The 24,658-nt window shown below is 70.0% G+C and carries 18 protein-coding genes, 1 tRNA gene and 1 other RNA gene; 12 read left to right on the forward strand and 8 right to left on the reverse strand.

The annotated features are described in order from the left end of the window. Positions 1-21: 21 nt before the first annotated feature. A complete protein-coding gene (gene argC / locus FV234_RS04875; protein WP_147750199.1) occupies positions 22-969 on the reverse strand; it encodes an N-acetyl-gamma-glutamyl-phosphate reductase in 948 nt (315 codons plus the stop codon). A 177-nt stretch (positions 970-1,146) separates the two neighbouring features. Between argC and FV234_RS04880 the strand changes: the two genes are divergently transcribed. After that, positions 1,147-1,650 carry a hypothetical protein gene (locus FV234_RS04880; RefSeq protein WP_147828246.1) on the forward strand — a complete coding sequence of 168 codons (504 nt, stop codon included), beginning with the start codon at positions 1,147-1,149 and terminating at the stop codon, positions 1,648-1,650. 139 nt (positions 1,651-1,789) lie between these two features. Here FV234_RS04880 and rpsI read toward each other — a convergent pair whose 3' ends face one another. The 3 genes from rpsI to FV234_RS04895 form a co-directional block, all read right to left on the reverse strand. Further along, positions 1,790-2,275, reverse strand: coding sequence for a 30S ribosomal protein S9 (rpsI, locus tag FV234_RS04885; protein WP_147750197.1), 486 nt, complete (start codon positions 2,273-2,275; stop codon positions 1,790-1,792). A 1-nt stretch (position 2,276) separates the two neighbouring features. Further along, the gene (gene rplM / locus FV234_RS04890) at positions 2,277-2,738 is read right to left on the reverse strand and encodes a 50S ribosomal protein L13 (RefSeq protein WP_147750196.1); all 462 of its coding nucleotides are present in this window, start codon (positions 2,736-2,738) and stop codon (positions 2,277-2,279) included. A 227-nt stretch (positions 2,739-2,965) separates the two neighbouring features. Then, positions 2,966-3,544: a CoA-binding protein gene (locus tag FV234_RS04895; protein WP_147828247.1), complete on the reverse strand. Its 579-nt coding sequence runs from the start codon at positions 3,542-3,544 to the stop codon at positions 2,966-2,968. Positions 3,545-3,743: 199 nt separating this feature from the next. Between FV234_RS04895 and FV234_RS04900 the strand changes: the two genes are divergently transcribed. Both FV234_RS04900 and FV234_RS04905 read left to right on the forward strand, forming a co-directional pair. After that, positions 3,744-5,162 (forward strand): alpha/beta hydrolase, encoded by a 1,419-nt coding sequence (locus FV234_RS04900; protein ID WP_238272470.1) that lies wholly within the window; start codon positions 3,744-3,746, stop codon positions 5,160-5,162. Then, positions 5,159-6,706, forward strand: a complete 1,548-nt coding sequence (locus tag FV234_RS04905; RefSeq protein ID WP_147828249.1) for a GMC family oxidoreductase — start codon at positions 5,159-5,161, stop codon at positions 6,704-6,706. Before FV234_RS04900 ends, FV234_RS04905 begins: the two co-directional genes overlap by 4 nt. A gap of 99 nt (positions 6,707-6,805) precedes the next feature. Here FV234_RS04905 and FV234_RS04910 read toward each other — a convergent pair whose 3' ends face one another. Continuing rightward, positions 6,806-7,078 carry a DUF2312 domain-containing protein gene (locus tag FV234_RS04910; protein WP_147813398.1) on the reverse strand — a complete coding sequence of 91 codons (273 nt, stop codon included), beginning with the start codon at positions 7,076-7,078 and terminating at the stop codon, positions 6,806-6,808. 95 nt (positions 7,079-7,173) lie between these two features. On the opposite strand from FV234_RS04910, the gene ssrA reads away from it, so the two are divergent. Continuing rightward, positions 7,174-7,531, forward strand: a transfer-messenger RNA (tmRNA) gene (gene ssrA, locus FV234_RS04915). A 127-nt stretch (positions 7,532-7,658) separates the two neighbouring features. Here ssrA and FV234_RS04920 read toward each other — a convergent pair. Beyond that, positions 7,659-7,856, reverse strand: a complete 198-nt coding sequence (locus tag FV234_RS04920; RefSeq protein WP_147828250.1) for a hypothetical protein — start codon at positions 7,854-7,856, stop codon at positions 7,659-7,661. Between the two features lie 177 nt (positions 7,857-8,033). Here FV234_RS04920 and FV234_RS04925 point away from each other — a divergent pair, with 177 nt between their 5' ends. After that, the gene (locus tag FV234_RS04925; protein WP_147750190.1) at positions 8,034-8,429 is read left to right on the forward strand and encodes a TIGR02300 family protein; all 396 of its coding nucleotides are present in this window, start codon (positions 8,034-8,036) and stop codon (positions 8,427-8,429) included. Positions 8,430-8,689: 260 nt separating this feature from the next. Here FV234_RS04925 and FV234_RS04930 read toward each other — a convergent pair. Continuing rightward, positions 8,690-8,764, reverse strand: a tRNA-Val gene (locus FV234_RS04930). 232 nt (positions 8,765-8,996) lie between these two features. Between FV234_RS04930 and FV234_RS04935 the strand changes: the two genes are divergently transcribed. The 7 genes from FV234_RS04935 to FV234_RS04965 all read left to right on the forward strand — a co-directional run bounded on the left by FV234_RS04935 (position 8,997) and on the right by FV234_RS04965 (position 23,714). Further along, entirely contained in the window at positions 8,997-10,049 is a 1,053-nt protein-coding gene (locus tag FV234_RS04935; RefSeq protein WP_147828251.1) for a hypothetical protein, read from the forward strand. Between the two features lie 10 nt (positions 10,050-10,059). Beyond that, entirely contained in the window at positions 10,060-12,213 is a 2,154-nt protein-coding gene (locus tag FV234_RS04940; protein WP_238272490.1) for a glycosyltransferase family 2 protein, read from the forward strand. Positions 12,214-12,369: 156 nt separating this feature from the next. After that, on the forward strand, positions 12,370-13,710 hold the full coding sequence (locus tag FV234_RS04945) for a UDP-glucose/GDP-mannose dehydrogenase family protein (RefSeq protein ID WP_147828253.1): 1,341 nt from the start codon (positions 12,370-12,372) through the stop codon (positions 13,708-13,710). A 292-nt stretch (positions 13,711-14,002) separates the two neighbouring features. Then, positions 14,003-21,424 (forward strand): type I polyketide synthase, encoded by a 7,422-nt coding sequence (locus FV234_RS04950; RefSeq protein WP_187273583.1) that lies wholly within the window; start codon positions 14,003-14,005, stop codon positions 21,422-21,424. Further along, a complete protein-coding gene (locus tag FV234_RS04955; protein WP_147763199.1) occupies positions 21,421-22,788 on the forward strand; it encodes an aminotransferase class I/II-fold pyridoxal phosphate-dependent enzyme in 1,368 nt (455 codons plus the stop codon). The genes FV234_RS04950 and FV234_RS04955 overlap by 4 nt, the downstream gene beginning before the upstream one ends. Positions 22,789-23,055: 267 nt before the next feature. Beyond that, the gene (locus FV234_RS04960) at positions 23,056-23,265 is read left to right on the forward strand and encodes a hypothetical protein (protein ID WP_147763200.1); all 210 of its coding nucleotides are present in this window, start codon (positions 23,056-23,058) and stop codon (positions 23,263-23,265) included. Between the two features lie 203 nt (positions 23,266-23,468). Beyond that, a complete protein-coding gene (locus tag FV234_RS04965; protein ID WP_147763201.1) occupies positions 23,469-23,714 on the forward strand; it encodes a hypothetical protein in 246 nt (81 codons plus the stop codon). Between the two features lie 7 nt (positions 23,715-23,721). Here FV234_RS04965 and FV234_RS04970 read toward each other — a convergent pair whose 3' ends face one another. Next, entirely contained in the window at positions 23,722-24,492 is a 771-nt protein-coding gene (locus FV234_RS04970; protein ID WP_147814347.1) for an MOSC N-terminal beta barrel domain-containing protein, read from the reverse strand. Positions 24,493-24,658: the final 166 nt, after the last annotated feature.

The following is a 24,658-nucleotide window of genomic DNA, read 5'->3' on the forward strand; positions in this document are numbered from 1 at the left end:
GCGTCGGGCGGACGGCGCGGGTCAGGCGCCGAGCCCGAGCATCAGGCCGATGTTCTGCACGGCCGCGCCCGAGGCGCCCTTGCCGAGGTTGTCGAGGCGGGCGACCAAAACCGCCTGCCGGTGCTCGGCCGAGCCGAACACCCGCAGCTCCAGGCGATCGGTGTCGTTGAGCGCCTCCGGCTCGATCTGCTCCTTGTGGGCGCCGGTGGTCGCGCCGGGCACGACCTGCACCAGGGGCTGCCCCGCGTACCAGCGCACGAGGGCGTCCTCGAGGTCGCCCGCCGACGGGCGGCCCGGCAGCGCGTCGAGATGGAGCGGGATCGACACCAGCATGCCCTGCCGGAACGCGCCGACGGAGGGGATGAAGATCGGCCGGGCGGTGAGCCGGGAATAGGTCTGCGTCTCCGGCAGGTGCTTGTGCGCGAATCCGAGGCCGTAGAGCAGGAACGGCGCGGCGGAGCCGGCCTTGTAGGATTCGATCATGCTCTTGCCGCCGCCGCTGTAGCCGCTGACCGCGTTGATGCTGACGAAAGTGTCGGCCGGAATCAGGCCGCCCTCGACCAGCGGCCGCAGCAGCGCGATCGCGCCGGTGGGATAGCAGCCGGGGTTGGCGACCCGCCGCGAGGCGGCGATCGCCTCCGCCTGCCCGGGGGCCATCTCGGCGAAGCCGTAGGTCCAGCCGCCGGCGATCCGGTGGGCGGTGCTGGCATCGAGCACGCGGGGACCGCCGCCGGGCAGCGCGTCGCAGAGCGCCACCGTCTCGCGGGCCGCGTCGTCCGGCAGGCAGAGCACCACGAGGTCGACCTCGGCGAGCAGCGCCCGCTTCACGCTCGAGTCCTTGCGGTCGGCATGCGCGATGCTGCGGAGCACCACCTTGCCGTCGCGCTCAAGGCGCTCCCGGATGCCGAGCCCTGTCGTGCCGGCCTCGCCGTCGATGAACACCGTCGGCTTTTTGGTCTCGCCCGCCATCGCTCGTCGCACCCTCGAAGCCGGCCGCCGCCGGGACGTCGTGTCGCGGTGCGGGAGGTGGCCGGTGCGTGCCGGCCTGTCAATGCCGCGCGCCATCAACAAGCCATCGCGCTGCTGCCGGAACGCGGTGGGCGTGCCCCCGTTGTCGGCAAAATCGACGACGATGGGTGAAAGACGATGTCCGAGACCGCGAAGAAGACAGATCCCAAGCTTTGGGAGAAGACCAAGGACAAGGTCACGAAGAGCGAGAAGGGTGGAAAGGCCGGCCAGTGGTCGGCTCGCAAGGCCCAGCTCGCGACGCAGGAATATAAGAAGGCCGGCGGCGGCTACGCCGGCGAGAAGACCGACGACAACCACCTCAAGCAGTGGACCGACGAGGAGTGGGACACGAAGTCCGGCAAGGAAAGCGGCAAGACCGGGGAACGCTACCTGCCGAAGAAGGCGCGCGAGGCCATAACGGACGAGCAATACGAGCGCTCGACGCAGAAGAAGCGCAGCGACACGGCGAAGGGCAAGCAGTTCTCGAGGCAGCCGAAGGACGTGGCGAAGAAGGCCGCGACCGCCCGCAAATCCGCCTCCGGCGAGACCAAGGCCGACCTGGTAAAGAAGGCCAGGGCGCAGAAGGTGCCCGGGCGCTCGAAGATGTCCAAGGCGGAGCTGGAGAAGGCGGTCCACGCCTGACCCGGCAGTCGCGCCCGCTGGGACCTGTCGGGCGGTCCGCTTAAGGCGAGCTCGACCGATTCGGGTCAGCGATTGGACCGAACCAATAAAAAAGGCGGCCCCGCGAGGAGCCGCCTTCTCTTTTGACCGAATGGGCCGATCAGCGCTTCGAGAACTGGAAGCTGCGGCGGGCCTTCTTGCGGCCGTACTTCTTGCGCTCGACCACGCGGCTGTCGCGGGTGAGGAAGCCCTCGCGCTTCAGCGGCGCGCGAAGCTCCGGCTCGTAGTAGGTCAGCGCCTTCGAGAGGCCGTGGCGCACCGCGCCGGCCTGGCCCGAGAGACCGCCGCCGGCGACCGTGACGGTGATGTCGTACTGGTCGACGCGGTTGGCCACCGTGAGCGGCTGGCGCAGGATCATGCGCAGCACGGGACGGGCGAAGTATACCTCGACGGCGCGCTTGTTGACGACGACCTTGCCGGTGCCGGGGCGGATCCAGACGCGGGCGACCGCGTCCTTGCGCTTGCCGGTGGCGTAGGCGCGGCCCTGGGCGTCGAGCTTCTGCACGTGGACGGGCGCGGCGTGCTCGTTCTCGAGGCCGCCGGCGTTCGACCGGTTGAGGTCGGAGAGGGACTGAAGCGTCGCCATCTTAAGCGCTCACGTTCTTGCGGTTGAGGACGCCGACGTCGAACGTCTGCGGCTGCTGGGCCTCGTGCGGGTGGCTGGTGCCCTTGTAGACCCGGAGGTTGCCCATGATCTGGCGGAACAGCGGGCCGCGGGGCAGCATGCGCTCGACGGCCTTCTCCACGACGCGCTCGGGGAAGCGCCCTTCGAGGATGAACTTGGCCGACCGCTCCTTGATGCCGCCGGGGAAACCGGTGTGGTGGTAGTACACCTTCTGGACGTATTTGCGCCCGGTGAACTTCACCTTGTCGGCGTTGATGACGATGACGTTGTCACCGCAATCGACGTGGGGGGTGTAGGCGGGCTTGTGTTTGCCGCGCAGACGCAGGGCGATGATCGACGCCAAACGGCCGACGACGAGGCCCTCCGCGTCGATCACGATCCACTTCTTGTCGACGTCGGCGGGCTTCAGCGAAAAGGTTTTCATAAGCCGAATTCCGTTGGCGCTCGGTGGTGTGTCGAAAAACGAGCCGCCGCCGCGTCGGGGGACGCGGCGGCGTTGGCCGGTGGATAGACGGGGCGACGCCTGAGGTCAAGCCGTTTCGCAGGCGCGCATCACCGGAAAAGCGATGTTCTGGAAGGAGTTCAGCCTAGTGGTATCCAGATACCGCGAGGCCGGGACCTGTCCCGTCGCACCATCGCGAATGGCGTGCTTCAATCCATTCCACCACCTCGCGGGGCGATGGTGAACTTCTGTACGCCCTTACCCGCGAGCACCGGCTTCTTCGCGCTGATGATGCGCGAGTTGACCCCGGTCCAGCCGATCTCGCCCGAGAGCCGGCCGTACTCGATCTTGGGGCAGCGGTTCATGATGACAGTGACGCCGCGCGCCTCGGCGCGGGCGGCGGCCGCGTCGTCGCGCACGCCCAGCTGCATCCAGATCGTCTTCGGCAGCGGGTCGAGCGCCAAGGCCTCGTCGACGAGGCCGCCGGCGGCGGCCGAATTGCGGAAGATCTCGACCATGTCGACCGGTTCGCCGAGTTCGGCCAGCGATGCGACCACCGGGCGCCCGAGCAGCGTCTGCCCGGCGAGGCCCGGGTTCACCGGCGTCACCACGTAGCCGCGGTCGAGCAGATACTTCAGTACGATCCAGCTCGGCCGCGCCGGGTTGGCCGAGGCACCGACGAGGGCGATCGTGCGCGTGGCCCGCAGGGTCGCGCGGATGTGCGCGTCGGCGTAGCGACCGTGGCGGGTGGCGAGGCCGTCGGGAACCTGGTCGAGGGTCGGGATCATCGAACTTCGCTTCCTTTTCGGATCGCGGACTCTTTGGTATCGCAGACCTCCCTGCTTACGGTGCCGCGCGGATCGGGTCGATTCCGGCGGTCGGCCCGAGGTGCAGCCACCCGGCACCGCGGCAGGGCGACATCGGGCGAAGCGCGGCATTAAGGCCGCTTGATTGCCACGCGTCCCGCGCGATCTCGCTGCGATGATCTTGAACTTACCCACCGCGGCCGCGACTGCGCCGCCGACCCTGTTCTGCCTGCACTTCCTCGGGGGCAGTGCGCGGGAATGGGCGCCGACGGCCGGACGCCTCGGGGCGGATGTCGTTTGCGTGCCGATCGACTTGCCCGGCTTCGGCGACGCCGCGGACGTGACCGGCTACGACGTGGCGGCGATGGCCGACCACGTCGCGGCAAAGGTCCGCGCCGCGCGGCCGGGACGCTGGCTCATCGCCGGGCACAGCATGGGCGCGAAGGTGGCCCTCGCCCTGGCGCGTCGTGCCGAGGATGGCGAGGCGGGGCTCGGAGGGCTGTCCGGCCTCGTCCTGCTCGCCGGCTCGCCGCCGAGCCCCGAGCCGATGGAGGAAGAGCGTCGCGCGGCGATGATCGCCTGGATCGGCGCCGACGCCGGGACTCGGCAGTCGGAGGCCGAGGCCTTCGTCGCGTCGAACGTCGGCGCGCCCCTCCCCGCCGACCGGGCCGAGGCCGCAATCGCCGACGTGCTGCGCGCCGAGCCGGCGGCCTGGCGCGCCTGGCTCGCGGGCGGAAGCCGCGAGGATTGGTGCGAGCGCGTCGGCGTCCTGCGCACCCCCGCCCTCATCCTTGCCGGTGGCGAGGACGGCGACCTCGGGCCGGAGGCGCAAACCGCGCTGATGGCGCCGCATTTCGGTTCGGCCCGCCTGGTCACCCTCGACGGCGCCGGCCACCTGCTGCCGATCGAGCGGCCGGATGCGGTCGCCGACTTGATTCGCGGCCACGTCGTCGCGCCGCACACGGAAGAGCCTGAAGCGCCGAAGATCGACGCGGCGTATCGCGACCTGATCGCCTCCGAGCGGGTCAACGGCCGCCTGCGCGCGGCCTTGCACGAGCGCGCCGCGCCGGACGATCCCGCCTATCGCCCGCAGGCCCTCGACGCGGTGGAACTGGCGATCCTGCGGGCCGTCGTCGCCCGGGTGCTGCCGCAGGCCGCCGGGATCGATCTCGCCGCCCGCATCGACGCGCGGCTCGCGGGCGGCGCCGGCGACGGCTGGCGCTTCTCAGCGTTGCCGCCGGACGCCTCCGCCTACCGAGCCGCCCTGCGCAGCCTCGACGCCGCGGCGCAGGCGGGGGGACACCGCTTCGTTGCGCTGGACGGCGCGGCACAGGACGACCTGCTCGAGGCGATCGAGGCCAAGACCCTTTCGCGCGGTCCGGTCGGCGGCTTCGATCCGGAGCAGCTGGCCTTCTGGTTCGAGGACCTGCGGTCGGACGTGGTGCGGACATGGCTCGCCCATCCGGCGGCGCTCGCCTGGATCGGCTATTCGGGCATCGGCGCGGGCGGCGACGGGTCGCGGCCGGTGGGATTCAAGAAGGTCGGTTTGGGCGAGCGCGAGGGCTGGGAGCCCGTCGCGCAGGGTGGGGATGCACGATGAACCTCGATTCGATGAGGCGCTATTCCACCGACGAGATAGTCGACGCGGTGGTGATCGGCACTGGCGCCGGCGGTGCGCCGCTGATGGCGCGCCTGGCCGCCGCCGGTTCGCGCGTGGTCGCCCTGGAGGCCGGCCCGAACTTCGATCCGCAGGCCTTCGCCTTCGACGAGACCCTCGCCGACGAGATCTACTGGACGGACGAGCGCCTTAGCGGCGGTTCGACGCCGGAAGCCTTCGGCGGCAACAACAGCGGCACCGGCGTCGGCGGTTCGACCCTCCATTGGGGCGCGTTCTGCCCGCGTGCCGACCAGCGCGACCTGATGATCCGCACCGAGACCGGAGAGGGCACCGACTGGCCGGTGAACTACGACGAGCTGCTGCCGTTCTACGAGCGCGTCGAGGCCTTCATCGGCGTCTCCGGCCCGCAGAGCTATCCGTGGGACGCGAGCCGGCGCTACCCCCTGGCCCCCGTGCCCCGCAACGCTTCCGCGCAGATCATGGCCGAGGCCTGCGCCGGCATGGGCATCCGCGCCACGGACGCGCCCGCGGCCGTCGTCTCGCGCGATTTCCCGCAGGAAGGCGGCGCGGTGCGATCGGCCTGTATCAATTGCGGCTACTGCCATCAGGGCTGCCGCAACGGCGCCAAGACCAGCATGGACGTGACCTACCTCCCGCTGGCGGTGGCGCATGGCGCCGAGATCCGGCCGGAGGCCCGCGCGCACGGGTTCGAGCGTGACCGCGAGGGCCGGATCACAGCGGTGATCTACCGGCAGGGCGGCGTCGACCACAAGCAGCGTTGCGCGCAGGTGTTCCTCTGCGCCGGCTCCGTCGAGACCGCGCGGCTGCTGCTGCATACGGGACTGGCCAACGGCAGCGGGCAGGTCGGGCGCAACTACATGGGCCATGTCGCGACGCAGGTCTGGGGCACGTTCGATGCCGAGACGCGGCCGAACAAGGGCTACCCGTCCTCGCTGATCACCGAGGACATGATCCGCCCGAAGGGCGCCGACTTCGCAGGCGGCTATCTGGTCCAGAGCCTCGGCGTCGCGCCGCTGACCTTCGCCAACTCGGTGGCGCGCGGGCGCAAGCTGTGGGGCAAGGCGCTCGGCGACTACCTCGCAAACTACAACCACGTGGCCGGCATCGGCATCAACGGCGAGACCCTGCCCTGCGACGCCAACCGGCTGACGCTCTCGGACGAGGCCGACGCCCTCGGCATGGGCAAGGCCGCGATCGATTTCGGCTACGGCCCCAACGAGACGCGCCTGAACGCCCACGCCACGAAGCTGATGGTCGACCTGTGGACCCAGGCCGGCGCCCGCGACATCTGGGTGCTCGACCGCGTCGCCCACACCATCGGCACCTGCCGCATGGGCCATGACGGCGACCACGCGGTGGTCGATGCGTTCGGGAAGTCGTTCGAGGTGCCGAACCTGTGGGTCTGCGACGGCTCGACCTTCCCGAGTTCGCTCGCGGCGAACCCCGCGCTGACGATCATGGCCCTGAGCTTGCGCAGCGCGGAGAAGGTGCTGAGTGGCGCCTGACATGTGACGGCGGGTCATCCCTCATCCGCAGAGGAAGGGAAGACCCGCGTCGCGTGCGATCTCGTACGCTTGGAGGCCCCTTCTGAGCCCCTGCCGCGATCAAGCAGCGATCGCCTCGGGCTTCGGCGCGGGTGCGTCCATCGCCCGCATGTAGACGTCGAGCAGCGTCTCGTGCTCGTCGCGGGCATCCTGGTCGAGCTTGCGCAGGCGGATGATCTCCTTGAGGATCTTCACGTCGAGGCCTTCGCCCTTCGCCTCGGCGAAGATTTCCTTCTTCGCCTCCATCAGCGCCTTGATCTCCTCGTCCACCTGCTCGATCCGCTCGACGATGGAGCGGATGCGGTCGCCGGCGATTCCAATGGTGTCGGTCATCCGAGAACCCTGTTCGTGAGAAGCCACGGCGGGCTCGTCGCGCATCGGGGTGAGCGAACGGTTAAGGCGGCCGATCCCCCGAGCGCCGCACGACGGATCTGGATTTCCGGCCGTCGATCGTCTATATGAGACCTGCGGTTGATGACCGGTTCGTAATAACGTTTCAGGACCCGGAGGGCAGTACTCCGGCGCCTCCACCACGAACGCAGCGGCGCTGCGTTTCTGATGGGGGCGAAATAGGTTCGACTGGGCGGTAAAGGGATCGCGAGTTCAGCTTCACTTCGGTGAGGTACGATGCGACTGTCGGTAGGGACTCGACCGGTTCGACGCGGGCAACCCCCGTTTCGGGCACCTGACCAAATCCTAAATGCCAACGATAACGTTGTCATGGATGCCCGCCTCGCGGCGTAAGCATCTTGCGGTAGGGTAACCGTCGAAACAGAACCCGGGGCTTCGGCCCCGGGACCCACCTTTCCTCATCCTCGGATTGAGCGCCCTGCCCTCTCGGCGGAGCGGAAACGCATGTCCGGGCGACGCCCCGCAGGCCCGAGAGCCGGCGAGGCGACGGCGGCTGCGGCGCTTAGCGCTGCTTGTCCTTCTTGTTGGCGTTGTGATGCCCGACGGCGCAGCCGGCGGCAGCGCCCATCTTGCCGTGGCCCGCCATGTGGCCGGCGACGCCGCCGACGATGGCGCCCTTGATGCAGCCCTTGGCCTTGGCCGGGGCGGACTGGCTGAGGGCGCCGAGGGTGAGCAGGCCGGCGAGGAGTGCGAACTTCATGAGCGTGGATCTCCGTTGCTGTGAAGATCGAACGAGCGGGCCGGCGACAGCGTTCCGGCGGTCCTTTTCCGGTCTTCGCTGCAGGTCCGCCATGCGTGCGCCGAGCGAGATGAATTGACACCGCGCGAAAACCCACGACATCACGGGTCTTGATCGCACTGACACAGGAAGGCGCACGTGGCTCGTCCCGAACTCGGTACCAAACGGATCTGCCCGACGACCGGCAGGAAGTTCTACGACCTCGGTCGTGATCCGGTGGTTTCCCCCTATTCCGGCGAGGTCGTCCCGACCGCCGCCCTCACCCCCTTCGCGAGCCGGTCCGCGCCGATCGCCGCCCGCAAGGAACCCGTCGCCGACGAAGACGAGGCCGACGCCGCCGGTCCGGAACTGGTCTCCCTCGACGAGGTCGAGGCCGAGGAGACCGAGAAGGACACGGATACGGACACCGAGGGCGACGACGTCATCGAGCCGGATGCCGACGGCGAGACCGCCGACGACGACACCCTCGTGGTGGACGACGAGGACGACGACACCACCGATCTCGTCGACGTCGAGGACGAAGACGACGATTGATCGCGCGACGCAGGTCGCGCCGGTTCGCCCGGCGCGACCACGTCCCCGATTCGCCGTCAGCGTGGGGCTGATCTGGGCGCATGCGACTTGCGCGGGCTTGCCGGCAGAATCGGCCCAAGGTCGGATGGAGACATTAGAGGCACACCTCGGGTGCTCGAACCCCAGGCGTGGCGCCGGTCGCACGTCGACCTGTTGCGGCCAAGAAAAAAGGGCCCCCTGCGGAGCCCTTGCTTCGATCATCGATCATTCCGCGAGTGGAATGGTGGGCGCGACAGGGATCGAACCTGTGACCCCTTCCATGTCAAGGAAGTGCTCTCCCGCTGAGCTACGCGCCCCCGCCGAAGCCGTTTGGCTTCGGTGTGGGGGGCCTATAGCCTTCGCCGTCCGGGGGCGCAAGCCGGAACGGACGAAACGGACGCTGGATTTGGTCGTCCGGTCTCGCCGCAGTCCGGTCGACCCGTCGTTGCCCACTGCAACGCTGCTCGAAATGGGTTATGGCGCGGTCTCGGTCGGCGCTAGAGGTCGTCCGGGATCGGGCCCGGGCGACGGGCGCTGCAGCGACGGGACATGCGGTTCTTCATCGATTACGACAACGGCGACGTGATCCATGGCTGGATCGTCCCGGACAACCCCCTGGCGGTCAGCCGGGTCGTGGTGTCCGTCGAGGGGCAGCGGGTCGCGGAAGTCTCCGCCACGATCACCGAGCCCGCGTTCCAGCGCAGCGGCTGGCACTCCACCGGGCAATGCGTGTTCGTGTTGCGGGAATCCGAAGTGCCGGGCCTGGCGGCGATACCGGTCCTCGAGCTCTACGACGCCGACACCAACGTGCTGGTCTATCGCCGCGTCTTGCGCGAGGGCCTGATCGATCGCCGGGTGCTTTTGATCCACACCGGCATCCATCCCGAAGTCGGGTTGCAGAACGCGCTGTTCCCGTATTTTCAGCAATCCCATTTCGGCATCCACAAGCTCTCCGACGAGATCGTGACCAGCGTCCTCGGAAACGAGACTCCGACCTCCCGCCTTATCGCCGGCGCGCTCGTGGTGCCGCGCTACGAGCAGTATTTCCCGCCGGATCGCATGCTGTCGGCGATCCTGGTCCACGATCCGCATGTGAAGATGGCCACGCGGATGCTGTGGCTGAAGGCGCGTTCCAAGGTGGTGGCCGAGGACGATGCCGGTTGGCGCGTCGATCGCTATGCCGAGGCAGCCCTATTCGTCGACGACTACGACTACACGGATCAAAAGAGCCTGAAGCGCTTCTTCCGGATGCTGCCGGAGCAGGCCTACCACCTCCTCTACAACCCGCTGTCGCGGCAGCTCGGCACGCGGCTACCCGACGACCGGCTCCATCCCGGTAATTCCATCGTCGCGATCGAAATCCTCGCGCGCCTCGGGATCGTCGGACACCGGACCTACTTCGACGCTTTCGCTTCCACCTTGTTCGACCAGATCGGACTGGAGGGCGGTTTGCCTCTGCCGGCGCCCGTTCCGATCTCCGACGAGGCGTTGGCCCTGGCCGAGCGCCTTCGCGCCGTGAAGGCGGTCGCCGACATGCTGGTCTTCGACATCGCCATGTCGGACGCGGTGCTGATGTCCCTCGCCAAGAGCTGGAATCACTGACGTGGTGGATATCGAGGCTGTCCTCGTCGGCGTCGGAGCGAATCGGACGCTCGTCGTCCACCGCGACGCGGACGGGCTTCGCCTCGACCTCGCCGGCCTTGGGCTTGGCGGGGCCTGGGTTACGATCACGCTGCACGACAACCCCGCCGCGCCGCGCGAGGCCCACCCGCTGATGAGTCTGGTTGTCAGCGACGAGGCCCGGTTCGGCGTTCCGGTCGCGCACGAGGCCGTCGGCGCCGGCGTCTCCGCCTGGACCGGTCAGGTCCCGGCGACGATCCGCGCCCTCCGGGTCGCGAACCTCGCCGGCGGCAGGCCTCCGCATCCGAGCCGGATCACGATCCGCCGCCGCACCCGTCCGGCCTTGGTGGCGAGAGCCTTTTCCCGGGCCCCCGGGCTTGCGGTGCGGGCGGTTTATTGGCGCAGCCTCGGCAAACGGGTGCGCGGGCGCAGCTTCCTCGACCGGGCGCTGCGGCACCGGAGCGAGGGCGGCTACGCCGCCTGGATCCGGCGAGCCGACACCCTGGACGCGGCCGAGCGCCGCCGGATCGCGGCGGAGGTCGCCGCCTGGGAGGCGCCGCCGTTGATCTCGGTGCTGATGCCGGTCCACGACCCGGCACCGAAGGTCCTGCGAACGGCGCTGCGCTCGGTCCAGGCCCAGCTTTATCCGTACTGGGAACTCTGCGTCGTCGACGACGCCTCGACCGATCCGCGGATCCCGCAGCTGCTCGCGCGCTTCGCAGCCGCCGACCCCCGTATCCGCGTCGCGCGCCGGGCCGAGAACGGACACATCGCCCGCGCGACCAACGACGCGGCGGCGGCGGCGCGGGGCACGTTCTGCGCCTTCCTGGATCATGACGACGCGCTGCCCGTGCACGCCCTCTACGAGGTGGCGCGGGCGATCCGCGCCAATCCCGATCTGGTGCTGATCTACAGCGACGAGGACAAGGTCGACCGCCGCGGCAACCGGTTCGATCCGCACTTCAAGGCAGACTTCGACCGCGAGCTGCTCTACGCGCAGAATTACATCAATCACCTCACCGTGGTGCGCACCGAGGCCTTCCGGGCGGTCGGCGGCCTGCGCCCGGGATTCGAAGGCAGCCAAGACCACGACCTGTTGCTGCGTCTGACCGATCGGCTCGACCCCGCCCGCATCCGGCACATTCCGGCGGTGCTCTATCATTGGCGCGCTGCGAGCGGCTCGGGCACGTTCTCGGACCGGGCGAGCGCCCGTACCGAGGCGGCCCGCCTGCGGGCGCTGGACGAGATCGTCGCCCCCTGGGGCGGCAGGGCCGAGCGCGGTCCCGCCGGCTTCAACCGGCTGGTGCGCCCGATCCCCGATCCGGCGCCGCGCGTCTCGGTGATCATCCCGACGCGCGACCGCGCCGAACTGCTCCGCGTGACCCTCGACGGCCTGTTCGGTCGGACCGATTACCCGACGATCGAGGTCGTCGTCGTCGACAACGACAGCCGCGAGCCCGAGACCCGCGCCCTGTTCGCGGAATATCGCGACGACCCGCGCCTGCGTGTGGTGGCGGTGCCCGGCGCGTTCAATTTCTCTGACCTGTCGAACCGTGGGGCGGCGGCGGCGACCGGCTCCGTGCTGCTGTTCCTGAACAACGACGTCGAGGTGGTCGAACCGGGCTGGCTGCGCGAGCTCGTCTCGATCGCGCTGGTGCCTGATGTCGGCGCGGTCGGCGCCAAGCTCCTCTACCCGGACGGGACGGTGCAGCACGGCGGCGTCATCCTCGGGATCGGCGGGGTCGCCGGCCACAGCCATCTCGGGGTCGACGGCGACGCGCCGGGCTATTTCGGGCGGATGACGGTCGCGCACGAGGCCTCGGCCGTCACCGGCGCGTGCCTGGCGATGCGCGCCGACGTGTTCGCCGCCGTCGGCGGCTTCGACGCGCAGGACCTGAAGGTCGCCTTCAACGACGTCGATCTGTGCCTGCGCGTGCGCGAGGCGGGCTACCGGATCGTCTGGACGCCCTTCGCCACCCTCGTCCACCACGAGTCGAAGAGCCGTGGCCAGGAGGACACGCCGGAGAAGCAGGCCCGGTTCGAACGGGAGGTCGCGGTGATGCAGGCGCGTTGGGGGGCGCAATTACGCGCTGACCCCTATTACAACATCAATCTGTCACGGATCTCCGGGCATTACCGGCTCTGAGCGCCGTGCCGCCGTTGAGGGGACGAGCCGGGGCACAGCCTTGGCGGGCGCGCGCAAGTCGGTGCAGACATCTGCGGGCCTGTTCCCTGCGCAGCCGATCCAGGGTAATGCTGCAGTGCAATCGGCGATCGCATCCGAGCCGACGACGGAGGTTGCATGCGGATCGTCATGGTCGGGTCGGGGTATGTCGGCCTGGTGTCCGGGACTTGTTTTGCCGATTTCGGGCATGAGGTCGTGTGCCTCGACAAGGACCCGGCCAAGATCGAGGCGTTGCGCGCCGGGCGCATGCCGATCTACGAACCCGGTCTCGAAGCGCTCGTCGCCGAGAACGTTTGCCGGGGTCGGCTCGGCTTCGGGATCGACCTCGCGGCGGCGGTCGCGGGCGCCGACGCGGTGTTCATCGCGGTGGGCACGCCCTCGCGCCGCGGCGACGGCTTCGCCGACCTCAGCTACGTCTACGCCGCGGCCCGCGAGATCGCGGCGGCGCTGACCGGCTATACGGTGATCGTCACAAAATCCACGGTTCCGGTCGGCACCGGCGACGAGGTCGAGCGCATCATCCGCGAGGCGCGGCCCGAGGCCGACTTCGCCGTCGTGTCCAACCCGGAATTCCTGCGCGAGGGCGCGGCGATCGACGACTTCAAGCGACCCGACCGCATCGTCATCGGTGCCGAGGACGCGCGCGCCGAAGGGGTGATCCGGGAGGTCTACCGCCCGCTCTACCTCAATGCCGCGCCGATCCTCGTCACCGGACGGCGCACCGCCGAGCTGACCAAGTACGCGGCCAACGCCTTCCTGGCGACCAAGATCACCTTCATCAACGAGATCGCGGACCTGTGCGAACAGGTCGGCGCCGACGTGCAGGAGGTCGCCCGCGGCATTGGCCTCGACAACCGCATCGGCGCGAAGTTCCTCCATGCCGGCCCGGGCTACGGCGGCTCGTGCTTCCCCAAGGATACGCTGGCGCTGGTGAAGACAGCGCAGGATGCCGGGACGCCGATGCGGATCGTCGAGACCGTGGTCGCGGTCAACGAGAGCCGCAAGCGGGCGATGGCGCGCAAGGTGATCCAGGCCTGCGGCGGCTCGGTGCGCGGCAAGACGATCGGGCTGCTCGGCCTCACCTTCAAGCCCAACACCGACGACATGCGCGATGCCCCTTCGCTCGCGATCGTCGCCGGTCTGCAGGACGCCGGTGCGACCGTGCGGGCCTACGACCCCGAGGGAATGGGCCAAGCACGTGCGCTCCTGCCCGACATCGATTACGCCGACGACCCCTATTCCTGCGCCGAGGGCGCCGACGCCTTGGTGCTCGTCACCGAGTGGAACGCGTTCCGGGCGCTCGACCTCGAACGGCTGCGCACCACAATGGCCGAGCCGGTCCTGGTCGACCTGCGCAACGTCTACCGCGTCCAAGACGTGGAACGCCTCGGCTTCCGTTACGCCGGCGTGGGACGTGCGTCGGGGGGCGGGCGATCCGAAGACCGAGACGGCGGGTGAAGCCGGCAACTCGAGCGTCCAGAGGTCGATCGATCGGCGCGCGCTGCAATGACGCGGCGCCGTCAACACAAATTCACCGGTTTTGAACGGTTCAGATGGCGACGGTGACCAGTCTGCGGCAAAGCTTAGGTTGATGAACATTCACGACAGCCGAGCGCAAACCGGCCTCTTCGATGCCGTCGTCCCTCCCTCAGGTTGGACAGCGATTTAGAGCCATACTAAGCATCGCCTCGAAGCGCGGTGCTGCCGATGCCCGATCCGTTTTCCGTTAACGAGCGTGTGCGAATCAAACGTGACACAACGTACTGACATCGCGATCGTCGGTCGCGCCTGCCGGCTTCCCGGCGCGCCGAGCGTCGACGGACTCTGGCAGTTGCTCACGGAGGCGCGCTGCGCCGTCGGTCGCATCCCCGGCGACCGCTGGTCGCTCGACCGGTTCGGGCACCCGCGGGCGCAGGAGCGCGGCAAGAGCTACACCTGGGCCGCGGGCGTGCTCGACGACATCTGGTCGTTCGACCCGGCGGTGTTCGGCATCTCGCCGCGCGAGGCCGAGCAGATGGACCCGCAGCAGCGGCTCCTGCTCGAGCTGACCTGGGAGGCGCTGGAAGACGCGGGCATGCGGCCCTCGAACGTCGCCGGCAACCCGATCGGCGTGTTCGTCGGCGCCTCGTCGCTCGATTACGGCAACCTTCGCATCCTCGACGTTCCGTCGGGCGACGCCTACGCCGCCACCGGCAACACGCTCTCGATCCTGTCGAACCGGATCTCGTACATCTTCGACCTCAAGGGGCCGAGCTTCACCGTCGACACCGCGTGCTCGTCCTCGCTCGTGGCCCTCGACAACGCGGTGGCCGCGATCCGTTCGGGCCGCGTCGACACGGCGATCGTGGCCGGCGTCAACCTGCTCGCGAGCCCGTTCAACTTCATCTGCTTCTCCAACGCGCAGATGCTGTCGCGCACCGGGCTGTGCCAGGCCTTCTCGGCCTCCGCCGACGGCTACGTCCGCTCGGAGGGCGGCGTGGTGCTCGTGCTGCAGTCGGCGGAAGCCGCGCGACGCGGCGGCTCGACCGTCCGCGGCGTGATCGCCGCCACCGGCGTCAACTCGGACGGGCGAACCACCGGCATCTCGCTGCCCTCGGGCTACGCGCAGGGCGCGCTGCTGGAGCAGGTCTACCGCGAGGCCGAGATCGACCTCGACGACGTGGCGTTCATGGAAGCGCACGGCACGGGCACGCCGGTGGGCGACCCGATCGAGGCCTCCGCCATCGGCGGCAAGATCGGCAAGGGCCGCAAGAGCCCGCTGCCGATCGGCTCGATCAAGACCAATATCGGCCACACCGAGCCGACCTCCGGCCTCGCCGGCCTGCTCAAGGCGAGTCTTGCGCTCGAGCACGACCTCGTGCCGCCCTCGCTGCATTCGGCCGAGCTCAACCCCGACATCCCGTTCGCCGAGATGAACCTGCACGTGGTGCAGACCGGGTTGGCGATCCCGCGCGGCGCGCGCCAGCGCTTCGCCGGCGTGAACTCCTTCGGCTTCGGCGGCACCAACGCCCACATCGTGCTGACCGATCCGGCCCCGGTCGCCGCGGCGGCCTCCGCGGCCCGCGCGCCCGAGATCCTGCTGCTGTCGGCCCAGAGCCGCGCCGCCCTCAACGAACTCGCCCTCGACTACGCCGAGCGCTTCGACGGTGTCGACGCCGCCGAGGCCGCCCGGATCGCGGCCGGCGCCGCACACCGTCGCGAGCGCCTGGCGTCCCGCCTTGCGATCACGCTGGACGGCAAGGCCGACATCGCCGGCGAGCTCCGCGCCGTCGGCGAGGCCGAGGATTCGGCGGTCGCGCTCACCGGCACCGCGATCGACCGGGCGGCGGACGTCGCCTTCGTCTATTCCGGCAACGGCAGCCAGTGGGCCGGGATGGGCCGCGAGGCCTATGCCGAGAACGTGGCGTTCCGCGCCGCCTTCGACCGGATCGACGCGCTGTTCGCGGCGTATTCGAAGTGGTCGCTCAAGGCGGCACTCGACGCCGAAGACCTCGAAGAGCGCCTGGCGCTCACCAGCGTCTCGCAGCCGCTGATCTTCGCGATCCAGAGCGCCTCGACCACGGCGTTGCGTGCCGCCGGCCTCGCGCCGAAATTCGTGCTCGGCCACAGTGTCGGCGAGATCGCTGCGGCAGAAGCCGCCGGCATCCTGAGCCTCGAGCAGGCGGTGAAGGTGATCTTCTACCGCAGCCACCATCAGGAGACGACCCGCGGCCAGGGCACCATGGCGGTGCTGCTGATGCCGGCCGAGGAGGTCGAAGGCTTCCTCAAGGACTACCCGACCCTCGACATCGCCGCCTACAACAGTCCCAAGGCCGTCACCGTCGCCGGGCCGGTCGCCGCGATCGACGCTGCGCTCAAGGCCCTGTCGCGCAAGCGCCGGCGCGGGCGCAAGCTCGACCTCGACTACGCCTTCCACGGCCGGTTCATGGATCCGACCGAGAAGCCGCTGCTGCGCGACCTCGCCGGCCTCAAGCCCTCGACCGGCACCACGAAGATGGTCTCGACCGTGACCGGGTCGGTGCTCGACGGGACCCAGTTCGGCGGAACCTACTGGTGGCGCAACATCCGCGAGCCGGTGCGCTTCTCCGAAGCGGTGCAGGAGGCGACCCGCCAGGGCGCCCGCATCTTCGTCGAGGTCGGCCCGCGCGCGACGCTGATGTCGCATATCGGCGACGCCATCGAGCCGCTCGGCATCGACAACGCCACCGTCGGCGTCATGCACAAGAAGGCCAGCGGCGGCGATCCGATCGCCCGCGCGCTGGCGGCCGCCCTGGTCCAGGGCGCCGCCGTGGACGAGCCGACCGTATTCGGCGACGCGCCTTCGGGCGCACTGGACCTGCCGACCTACCCTTGGCAGCGCCGCCCGTTCCGCCTCGGCGACACCACTGAAAGCCTCGGCTCCGCGACGGCGCGGGTCTACCATCCGCTGATCGGCTCTCGCGTCCAGGTCGACGGCCTGGAATGGCACGGCTACGCCGACATCGCGACGATCCCGGAACTCGACGACCACCGCATCGAGGGCCAGGCGATCATGCCGGGCGCCGGCTTCGTCGAGATGGCGCTGGCCGCCGTCCGCGAGGCCCTGCGCAGCGACCACGTCGTGCTCGCCGAGTTCGAGATCCACTCGCCGATGGTGTTCGGCGAGGAGGCCTTGCGCGAGGTCGCGGTGCGGATGGCCGGCTCCGGCAACGCCGTCCAGGTCCTCAGCCGCCCGCGCCTGACCCCGTCGCCCTGGCAGCTGCACGCCTCGGCCAAGATCGTCGAGGGCACCTTCGCCCCTCCGGTCCGGCCCAACGTCGAGATGCCGTCCGAGAACGTGCTCACCGGCGACGAGCTCTACCTGCGCGCCGAGGCCGCCGGCCTCGGCTTCGGGCCGAGCTTCCGCCAGGTCGCGGCGAGCGCACGCATCGACGACGTCACCATCGTCTCCGACCTCGTCCCCGCCGAGGCCGACCCGCGCTACGGTCTGGTGCCGGCGCGGCTCGACGCCTGCTTCCACGGCCTGATCCTGCTGTTCGCCGACCTGCTCGGCGAGAACGCCGGCAAGGCCTACATCCCAGTCCGCTTCGGCGAGGTCCGGCTGCTGCGCCCCGGCGCCTCGATCGCGCGGGCCGTCATCCGGACGCGGCGCTGCAACGAGCGCTCGATCCTGGCCGACTTCACCATTCTCGATACCGAGGGCGAGGTGGTCGCCACCATCCGCGAGGGTCGTTTCCAGGCCCTGCGCGCCAAGGGCGGCGGCGACCTCGCGGCCTACGCGATCACGCAAGGGGTGGAGCTGGCCACCGAGCCGACCGCGATCGCGATGGACCGCCGTTCGAGCATCGCCGCGCTGTTGAAGCCGTCCGCCAAGGTCGCGCGGGCCGCGTCCGGCGCCCCGCTTTCGCCGGGCCACCTCCTGCTCGAGGGCTGGGCGACCTCCCTCGCCTACCGCCTCGCCTCCGGCCTCAAGCAGGGCACCGCCGTCACCGTCGACGCGCGCGTCCCCGCCGAGATGCGGCCCTGGCTGGTCAACGCCCTCTACGCGCTCGAGAGCAGCGGCCTAGCCGAGCAGGATGGCGGGCGCTGGCGCCTCGGCGACGGCGACGCCCTGCCGGCGCCGACCGAAATCATGCGCTGGATCGCGGCCGACCATCCCGAGCTGTCGGCCGAGCTGGTGCTCCTGGCCGACGTCGGCGCCCTGGTCGATCGCCTGCTCGCGGGCACGCTGACCGAGGCCCCGAGCCTGCCGCAGAACGCGCTCGACGCGTTCACCCTGCGCAGCGCCACCGCTCGCGCTTCCGCCGACGTGGTCGCTGGAATCGCCGAGGCCTGCCGCGACAGGCTGCCGAAGGACCGGGCGCTCCGCCTGCTGCAGGTCGGCTTCGGTCCGCTATCCGCCCAGGCCGCCGCCTTCGCCGAGACGGCCGAGGCGCGCCTGACCGTGTTCGACACCGATCGTCGCCTGGCGGAGCGTGCCCGCCTCGCCCTGCCCCGCGGCGTCGCGGTGATCGAGGCGGCCGAGGACCTCCCCGCCGCCGGCTTCGACCTGATCCTGGCCAGCGGCGCGCTGCACCGCGGCGACCGCGACCTGCCGCAGCGGCTGGCCAACGCGCTTGCCACCGGCGGCCTGCTGCTCGCCGTCGAGCCCGGCGCCTCGCTGTTCCGCGACCTCGTCTTCGGCCTGATCCCGGGTTGGTTCGAGGCCGGCGTGGGCGACATGCCCGTCGGCCGCCTCGACGACATCCCGGGCTGGCAGCGCACGCTGAGCGCCACCGGCCTCGTCAGCGTCGCCGTCGATCGCGCGGCCTCCGTCAACGGCGACGACTTGCTGCTCGTCGCCGAGGCTCCGCCCCGCCCCGGTAAGGCGGCGGCGCAAACCTTCGCCTTCGTCATCGGCTCGGACGACGAGTTCGCCGCCGAGACCGCGTCGTCCCTCGCGACCCTGCTCGTGGCCGCCGGCGTCCACGTCTCGATCATCCTCGACTCCGAGGCGTCCCTGTTGGAGCTGGAGCGGGAGACCCCGGACACGGTGGTGTTCCTGGCCGGCGCCTTCACCCGCGGCGGCGACGCGGCCGCCCGGCTGCGCGACCGGTGCCTCAGCCTGAAGCGCTGCACCGAGCATCTCGGCGCGCGCCCGACCAAGCTCTGGGTGGTCTCCCCCGGCGCGACCCGCGATGCCGGCGGGTCGGCGGCCTCGGTCGAGGCCGGGGTCTGGGCCTTCTCCCGCACGCTCGCCAACGAGATCGCGACGCTCGACGTGCGCCGCATCGACCTTGCGCCCGAGATCGGCTCGAAGCGCTCCGCCGAGCGCCTGCGCGACCTGATCCTCTCGGGCACGCCTGAGACCGAGATCGTCCTCGACGACGACTGCACGCGGGTGATCCGCTTCCGTCCGGGCCACGCCGCCCGGCGGACCGATCCAGAGGCGGTGCCGGCCGAGGCCGCGCGCCTGGAGCGCAGCAACACCGGCGGCCTCAATGAGATGGTTTGGGGGCCGGCGACCCGTCGCGCTCCGGAGGCCGGCGAGGTCGAGATCGCCGTCGAGGCGACAGGCCTCAACTTCCGCGATGTGCTCTGGGCGCTGTCGATGCTGCCGGAGGAGATCCTGGAGGACGGCTTCGCCGGACCTCGCCTCGGCCTCGAATGCGCCGGCCGCGTCGTCGCGGTGGGCGCCGGCGTCAAGGCGTTCAAGGTCGGCGATCCGGTCGTGGCCTTCGCCCAGTCGGGCTTTTCCACCCACATCGTCGTGCCCGAGCTCGTAGTCGCGCCGGCGCCCGACGGCCTCGATCCGATGGCCGCCGCCACCGTGCCGGTCGCGTTCCTCACTGCCTATTACGGCCTCGTCTCCTGTGCACGCCTGCGCCGCGGCGAGTGGGTGTTGGTCCATGGCGGAGCCGGCGGCGTCGGCCTAGCCGCGCTTCAGATCGCCAAGCTGAAGGGGGCCCGCGTCATCGCCACCGCGGGCTCGCGCGAAAAGCGCGCCCTGGTGAAGGCGCTCGGCGCCGAGCACGTGCTCGATTCGCGCTCGCTCGCCTTCGTCGACGACGTCCGGTCGCTGACCGGCACCGGCGTCGACGTGGTCCTCAACAGCCTGTTCGGCGAGGCGATGGAGCGCTCGCTCAACGCGCTGAAGCCGTTCGGCCGCTTCATCGAGCTGGGCAAGCGCGACTACGTCGCCAACACCCATATCGGCCTGCGCCCTTTCCGCCGGAACCTCAGCTACTTCGGCGTCGACCTGGACCAGGTGCTCCAGCACCAGGGCGAGGACGGCGCGCGGATGTTCCGCGAGGTGATGGCTCTGTTCAACGACGGCGGCCTCAAGCCCCTGCCCTATCAGCCGTTCACCGCGGACGAGACCTCGGATGCGTTCCGGCTGATGCAGCAATCGGGTCACGTCGGTAAGATCGTGATCGCGCCGCCCAAGCCCGGCCGGGTGCTCGCCGCGCGCAGCACGCCCTTCGTGGCCACGACTGACGGCGTCCACCTGATCACCGGCGGCCTCGGCGGCTTCGGCGGCGAGGCGGCGCGCTGGCTTGCCGACCGCGGCGCCAGGAACCTGCTCCTCGTCGGCCGCAAGGGCGCGGAGACGGAGGAGGCCAAGGCGGTCGTCGCGGATCTCACCGCCCGCGGCATCACCGTCGAGGCGACGCCGTGCGACATCACCGACCGCGTTGCGGTGGACGCGCTGCTCGCCGGCGTCGAGGCGTCCGGCCGCAAGCTCGCCGGCGTGATCCACGCCGCCGCCGTGCTGCAGGACGGTCTCATCGCCAACCTCGACGCCGCCGGCCTCGACGCCGTGATCGGCCCCAAGGTCGTCGGCGCGCAGAACCTCGACGCGGCGACCCGTGAGCGCGCGCTCGACTACTTCGTGGTGTTCTCCTCGGCCACCACCTTCATCGGCAACCCGGGCCAGGGCGCCTACGTCGCCGCCAACGGCTTCATGGAAGGGCTGGCCCGCCAGCGCCGCCGCCGCGGGTTGCCGGCGCTGGCCGTCGCCTGGGGTGCCATCGGCGACGTCGGCATGCTCGCCCGCAACAAGGCGGTGATGGAAGGCCTCGCCGGCCGCGTCGGCGTCACGCCGATGGAGGCCCGCCGCTGCCTCGACCTGATGGCCGACGCGCTCGGCGCCCAGGGCTCGACGCCCGACGACGCGGTGTTGGCCATCGCCTCGATGCACTGGGGCAAGACGCGCGAGCGCCTCGCGACCATGCGCTCGCCGAGCTACGACGACCTCGGCTCCGACCAGCAGATGGAAGCCGGCGCGGTGGCCGCGATCAGCATCGGCACGCTGCTCAAGGGCGGCGACGTCGACGCGGTGCGCAAGACGGTGTCCGACGCGATCGTCGAGGACATCGCCCGGATCCTGCGCCTGCCCAAGGATGACATCAGCCGCGTGCGGCAGCTCTCGGAGATCGGCCTCGACTCCCTGATGGGCGTCGAGCTCGGCGCGAGCCTGCAGGAGCGCTTCGGCCTCGATTCGCCGCCCGCGGGCCTCTCGTCGGGGATGACCGTGAACGAGTTGTCGGAGTCCTTAATTCAGGCGGTTTCCGCGCCGATGGACGAGGCTGCCGGCGTTGCCTTGAGCCTCGCCTCCAGGCACGTCGGCAGCGAGGTCGACGCGGCGGTGCTTCAGCCGTTCCAGGACCTCGTCGAGAAAAAGAGCCTCGAGAGTAAAGAGATCCTGTCATGACCCAATCGCCACGGCCGGACGGTGGGCGCGCCGCGCTCGCGGGCTTCGTGACGAACCGGCTCGGGCGCAACGCGCCCCGGCCGACGGCCCTGCGCGCGCCCGAGAAGGGCGGCGACCCGTCGGTGCAGGATTTCGCGAGCCTTCCGGGCTATCGCGAGCTGCGCCTGCAGCGCTCAGCCGCCGAGCTGATCGGCCTCGACAACCCGTTCTTCCACGTCCACGAGACCAAGGCCGGCGCGACCACGCGCATCGCCGGCCGGTCCTTCGTCAACTTTTCCTCCTACGACTATCTCGGGCTGAACGGACACCCGCGCATCTCGGATGCGGCGCGCGAGGCGATCACCCAGTTCGGCACCTCGTCGTCGGCGAGCCGCGTCGTCGCTGGTGAGCGGCCGGGCCATATCAGCCTGGAGAAGGCGCTCGCTGCGCATTACCAGACCGAAGCCTGCGTCGTGATGGTGAGCGGGCACGCGACCAACGTCACGACCATCGGGGCCTTGCTCGAAGCCGGCGACGTGATCTTCCACGACGCCCTGATCCACAACAGCATCGTCACCGGCGCGCAGCTGTCGGGCGCCCAGCGCCGCTCCTTCGCCCACAACGACCTCGACGCGCTGGAGAGCCTGCTGCAGGCGACGCGGCACGAGCACCGCCGCGCCCTGATCGTGATCGAGGGCCTCTACAGCATGGACGGCGACGCGCCGGACCTCGCCGGCTTCATCGCCCTCAAGGAGCGCTACAACGCCTGGCTGATGGTCGACGACGCCCACGGGCTCGGCGTGCTCGGGCGCAGCGGCGCCGGGCTGTTCGAGCATGCCGGCATCGACCCCAAGCGGGTCGACATCTGGATGGGCACCTTCTCGAAGACGCTCTCTGCCTGCGGCGGCTACGTCTGCGGCGCCTCCACCCTCATCGAATACCTGAAGTGCACCGCCGGCGGCTTCGTCTACAGCGTCGGCATGTCTCCGCCGCTCGCCGCCGCCGCGGAGGCTGCCCTCGAAGTGATGCACGAGGAGCCGGACCGGGTGGAGCGTTTGCGCCAGAACGGCGCGCTGTTCCTCGCCTGCGCCAAGAAGCGCGGGCTCGACACCGGCACCAGCATGGGCCTCGCGGTGATCCCGGTGATCGTCGGCGATTCGCTGAAGTCGGTGACCCTGTCCGACCGCCTGTACAAGCGCGGCATCAACGTGCAGCCGATCATCCATCCGGCGGTGCCCGAGCGCGCTTCGCGCCTGCGCTTCTTCATGACCTCGGAGCACACCCCCGAGCAGATCCGCGAGACGGTGGCCGCGGTTGCCGAAGAACTCGCGGCCATCGAGAAGGGCGGCTCGCTGATCGAGCAGCTTCTGGCCAAGCGCAGCTGACGATCCACGAGATAAGATGTTCGGAACGCCCGGGTCTCGAGCCCGGGCGTTCTGCGTTTCAGCAGGGAATTCCAGAGACGCGACCTGCATTTTGCCAATCCAGACCTTTGGTTTGCAAGACACCCGTAGGTTGAGCGCAGAACACTGCTTCCAGCCGATTTAAGACCCGCGGTCGGTCCCTAGCCTGATCTATCTCAGGATTTTGTGCTTAACGGTCCTTTAACCACGTCCTGCGACCTTGGTGGTGTCTTCCAGGGACCGCCGACCATGCTGCACTCCGATCCGCTCCTCACCCGCCCCACCCTCGTCCACACCGGGCTGCTCGCCCAGGCGGTGGATGGCCTGAAGCGCAGCGCCACGTCTCCCGCCGACATGTGGCGCCTGCTGACCGAGAACTACATCGTCGACCTCGACGCGGTCGCCGCCTTGATGCCGGTGTCCGAGCCCGAGCCTGTCTGGCTCTCCGCCCGGGACTGATGCGGCAAGGTCACAGCCACGATCGATGCTGTCGATCTGGCACGGCCCCTGCAAAGACACCGTCGCGACCAAGCCCAACGTCGGCAAGCCGAAGCTCATCAAGAGAAACGTCGTCACGAGGAACGCCCGGACAAGAAACACGCGGTGGCTCGAACGCCCGAGCACCCCGCGGACCTGTCGATCACTCGAACTCGAGGTCCGTCATGTCCGACCTGTTGTCCGTTGCCCTCGTCTGCGCCGGCACGCTCCTGGCGCAGGATTGCTCCCGCGAGACCGCGCTCGACGTCATCGTCTCGCCGGCGCGCACCCCGATGGAATGCGTCATGCACGCGCAGACCATGGCCGCCGCGGCCGGTCTGCCCGGCGGCGACCACCGCTATCTCAAGATCTCCTGCGAGCACCGCCGCACCGAGGGCGAACCCGTGTTCGTCGCGCGGCGGTCGTCCTGATCCCGCCTCAGCCGATCGCCGTCAGGGTGTCGCCGACGGCGAGCATGCCGCCGGCGATCACCTCGGCGTAGACGCCGCAATCGCGGTGGCCGAGATGCGCGTCGATCGCCCAGGGGATGTCGAGGTCGCGCGCGCCGCTGACCGGGTCGACGTTGGTCGCTGCGCAACGCACGGTGCGCTTCGTCAACTTCAGGCGTAGGCCGCTCGGCGCCTCCAGCACGCGGCCGACCATCTCCAGCTCGGCCCAGGGCGCGAGCCCTTCGACGTGGAGGTTGCCGCGGAAGCGCAGCGGGTCGACCGGAGCGCCGACGTATTCCTCGACCGCGCGGACGCTCGCGAGGTTGATCAGCGAGACGTATCCGATCTTCGAATCGGTGAAGCGGTATCCGGTGTGCTCCGGCGCCGCGAGCACCCGCGGCTCCCCGCGCAGGGCGTCGGGCAACCGACGCCGCATGAGGCCTTCCAGCGTCGCCCGGCCCGCCTCGGTGTCGAGCTTGGCGACGACCGTCTCGCCGTCCGCCTCGACGGTGAGCGTCGCCGTGGCGTCGTCGTAGCGCGTGCGCAGGCGGGCCAGCGCCTCGTCGCGCATCAGCATCAGGTACTTCGTCTTGGGCTGGTGCCGCGGCGCGACCGGGTCGAAGCCGGAATCGCCGTTCTCGATGGCGTAGAGCCTGTCGCCGGGAAAGTAACCCGACGTCTCCAGCACCGTTCGCTCCAGCGGCTCGGGGCTGAACCCCTTCACGGGGTAGCGGTAGAGGGCGGACAGCGTCGTCGTCATGCCCGCACCGTGACCCGGATCTTCGCCGGGATGCAAGGGGGCGTCACCCTCTTGTGGTGCGCAATTACAACACCACATCCCTGTGACCGGCGGCCTTGGGCGCCGGGGCTTTCTGCGGTGGTTTCCGCCGGGGAGGCAACGTCTCGGGCCGACACCGTGCCTTCCA

The organism is Methylobacterium sp. WL8, from assembly GCF_008040045.1.
Lineage (GTDB): Bacteria > Pseudomonadota > Alphaproteobacteria > Rhizobiales > Beijerinckiaceae > Methylobacterium > Methylobacterium cerastii.

Bases quoted from the DNA above. Each gene is read 5' to 3' on its own strand.
- argC (WP_147750199.1), bottom strand. From the start codon at position 969: ATGGCGGGCGAGACCAAAAAGCCGACGGTGTTCATCGACGGCGAGGCC.
- FV234_RS04880 (WP_147828246.1), top strand. From the start codon at position 1,147: ATGTCCGAGACCGCGAAGAAGACAGATCCCAAGCTTTGGGAGAAGACC.
- rpsI (WP_147750197.1), bottom strand. From the start codon at position 2,275: ATGGCGACGCTTCAGTCCCTCTCCGACCTCAACCGGTCGAACGCCGGC.
- rplM (WP_147750196.1), bottom strand. From the start codon at position 2,738: ATGAAAACCTTTTCGCTGAAGCCCGCCGACGTCGACAAGAAGTGGATC.
- FV234_RS04895 (WP_147828247.1), bottom strand. From the start codon at position 3,544: ATGATCCCGACCCTCGACCAGGTTCCCGACGGCCTCGCCACCCGCCAC.
- FV234_RS04905 (WP_147828249.1), top strand. From the start codon at position 5,159: ATGAACCTCGATTCGATGAGGCGCTATTCCACCGACGAGATAGTCGAC.
- FV234_RS04910 (WP_147813398.1), bottom strand. From the start codon at position 7,078: ATGACCGACACCATTGGAATCGCCGGCGACCGCATCCGCTCCATCGTC.
- FV234_RS04920 (WP_147828250.1), bottom strand. From the start codon at position 7,856: ATGAAGTTCGCACTCCTCGCCGGCCTGCTCACCCTCGGCGCCCTCAGC.
- FV234_RS04935 (WP_147828251.1), top strand. From the start codon at position 8,997: ATGCGGTTCTTCATCGATTACGACAACGGCGACGTGATCCATGGCTGG.
- FV234_RS04945 (WP_147828253.1), top strand. From the start codon at position 12,370: ATGCGGATCGTCATGGTCGGGTCGGGGTATGTCGGCCTGGTGTCCGGG.
- FV234_RS04955 (WP_147763199.1), top strand. From the start codon at position 21,421: ATGACCCAATCGCCACGGCCGGACGGTGGGCGCGCCGCGCTCGCGGGC.
- FV234_RS04960 (WP_147763200.1), top strand. From the start codon at position 23,056: ATGCTGCACTCCGATCCGCTCCTCACCCGCCCCACCCTCGTCCACACC.
- FV234_RS04965 (WP_147763201.1), top strand. From the start codon at position 23,469: ATGTCCGACCTGTTGTCCGTTGCCCTCGTCTGCGCCGGCACGCTCCTG.
- FV234_RS04970 (WP_147814347.1), bottom strand. From the start codon at position 24,492: ATGACGACGACGCTGTCCGCCCTCTACCGCTACCCCGTGAAGGGGTTC.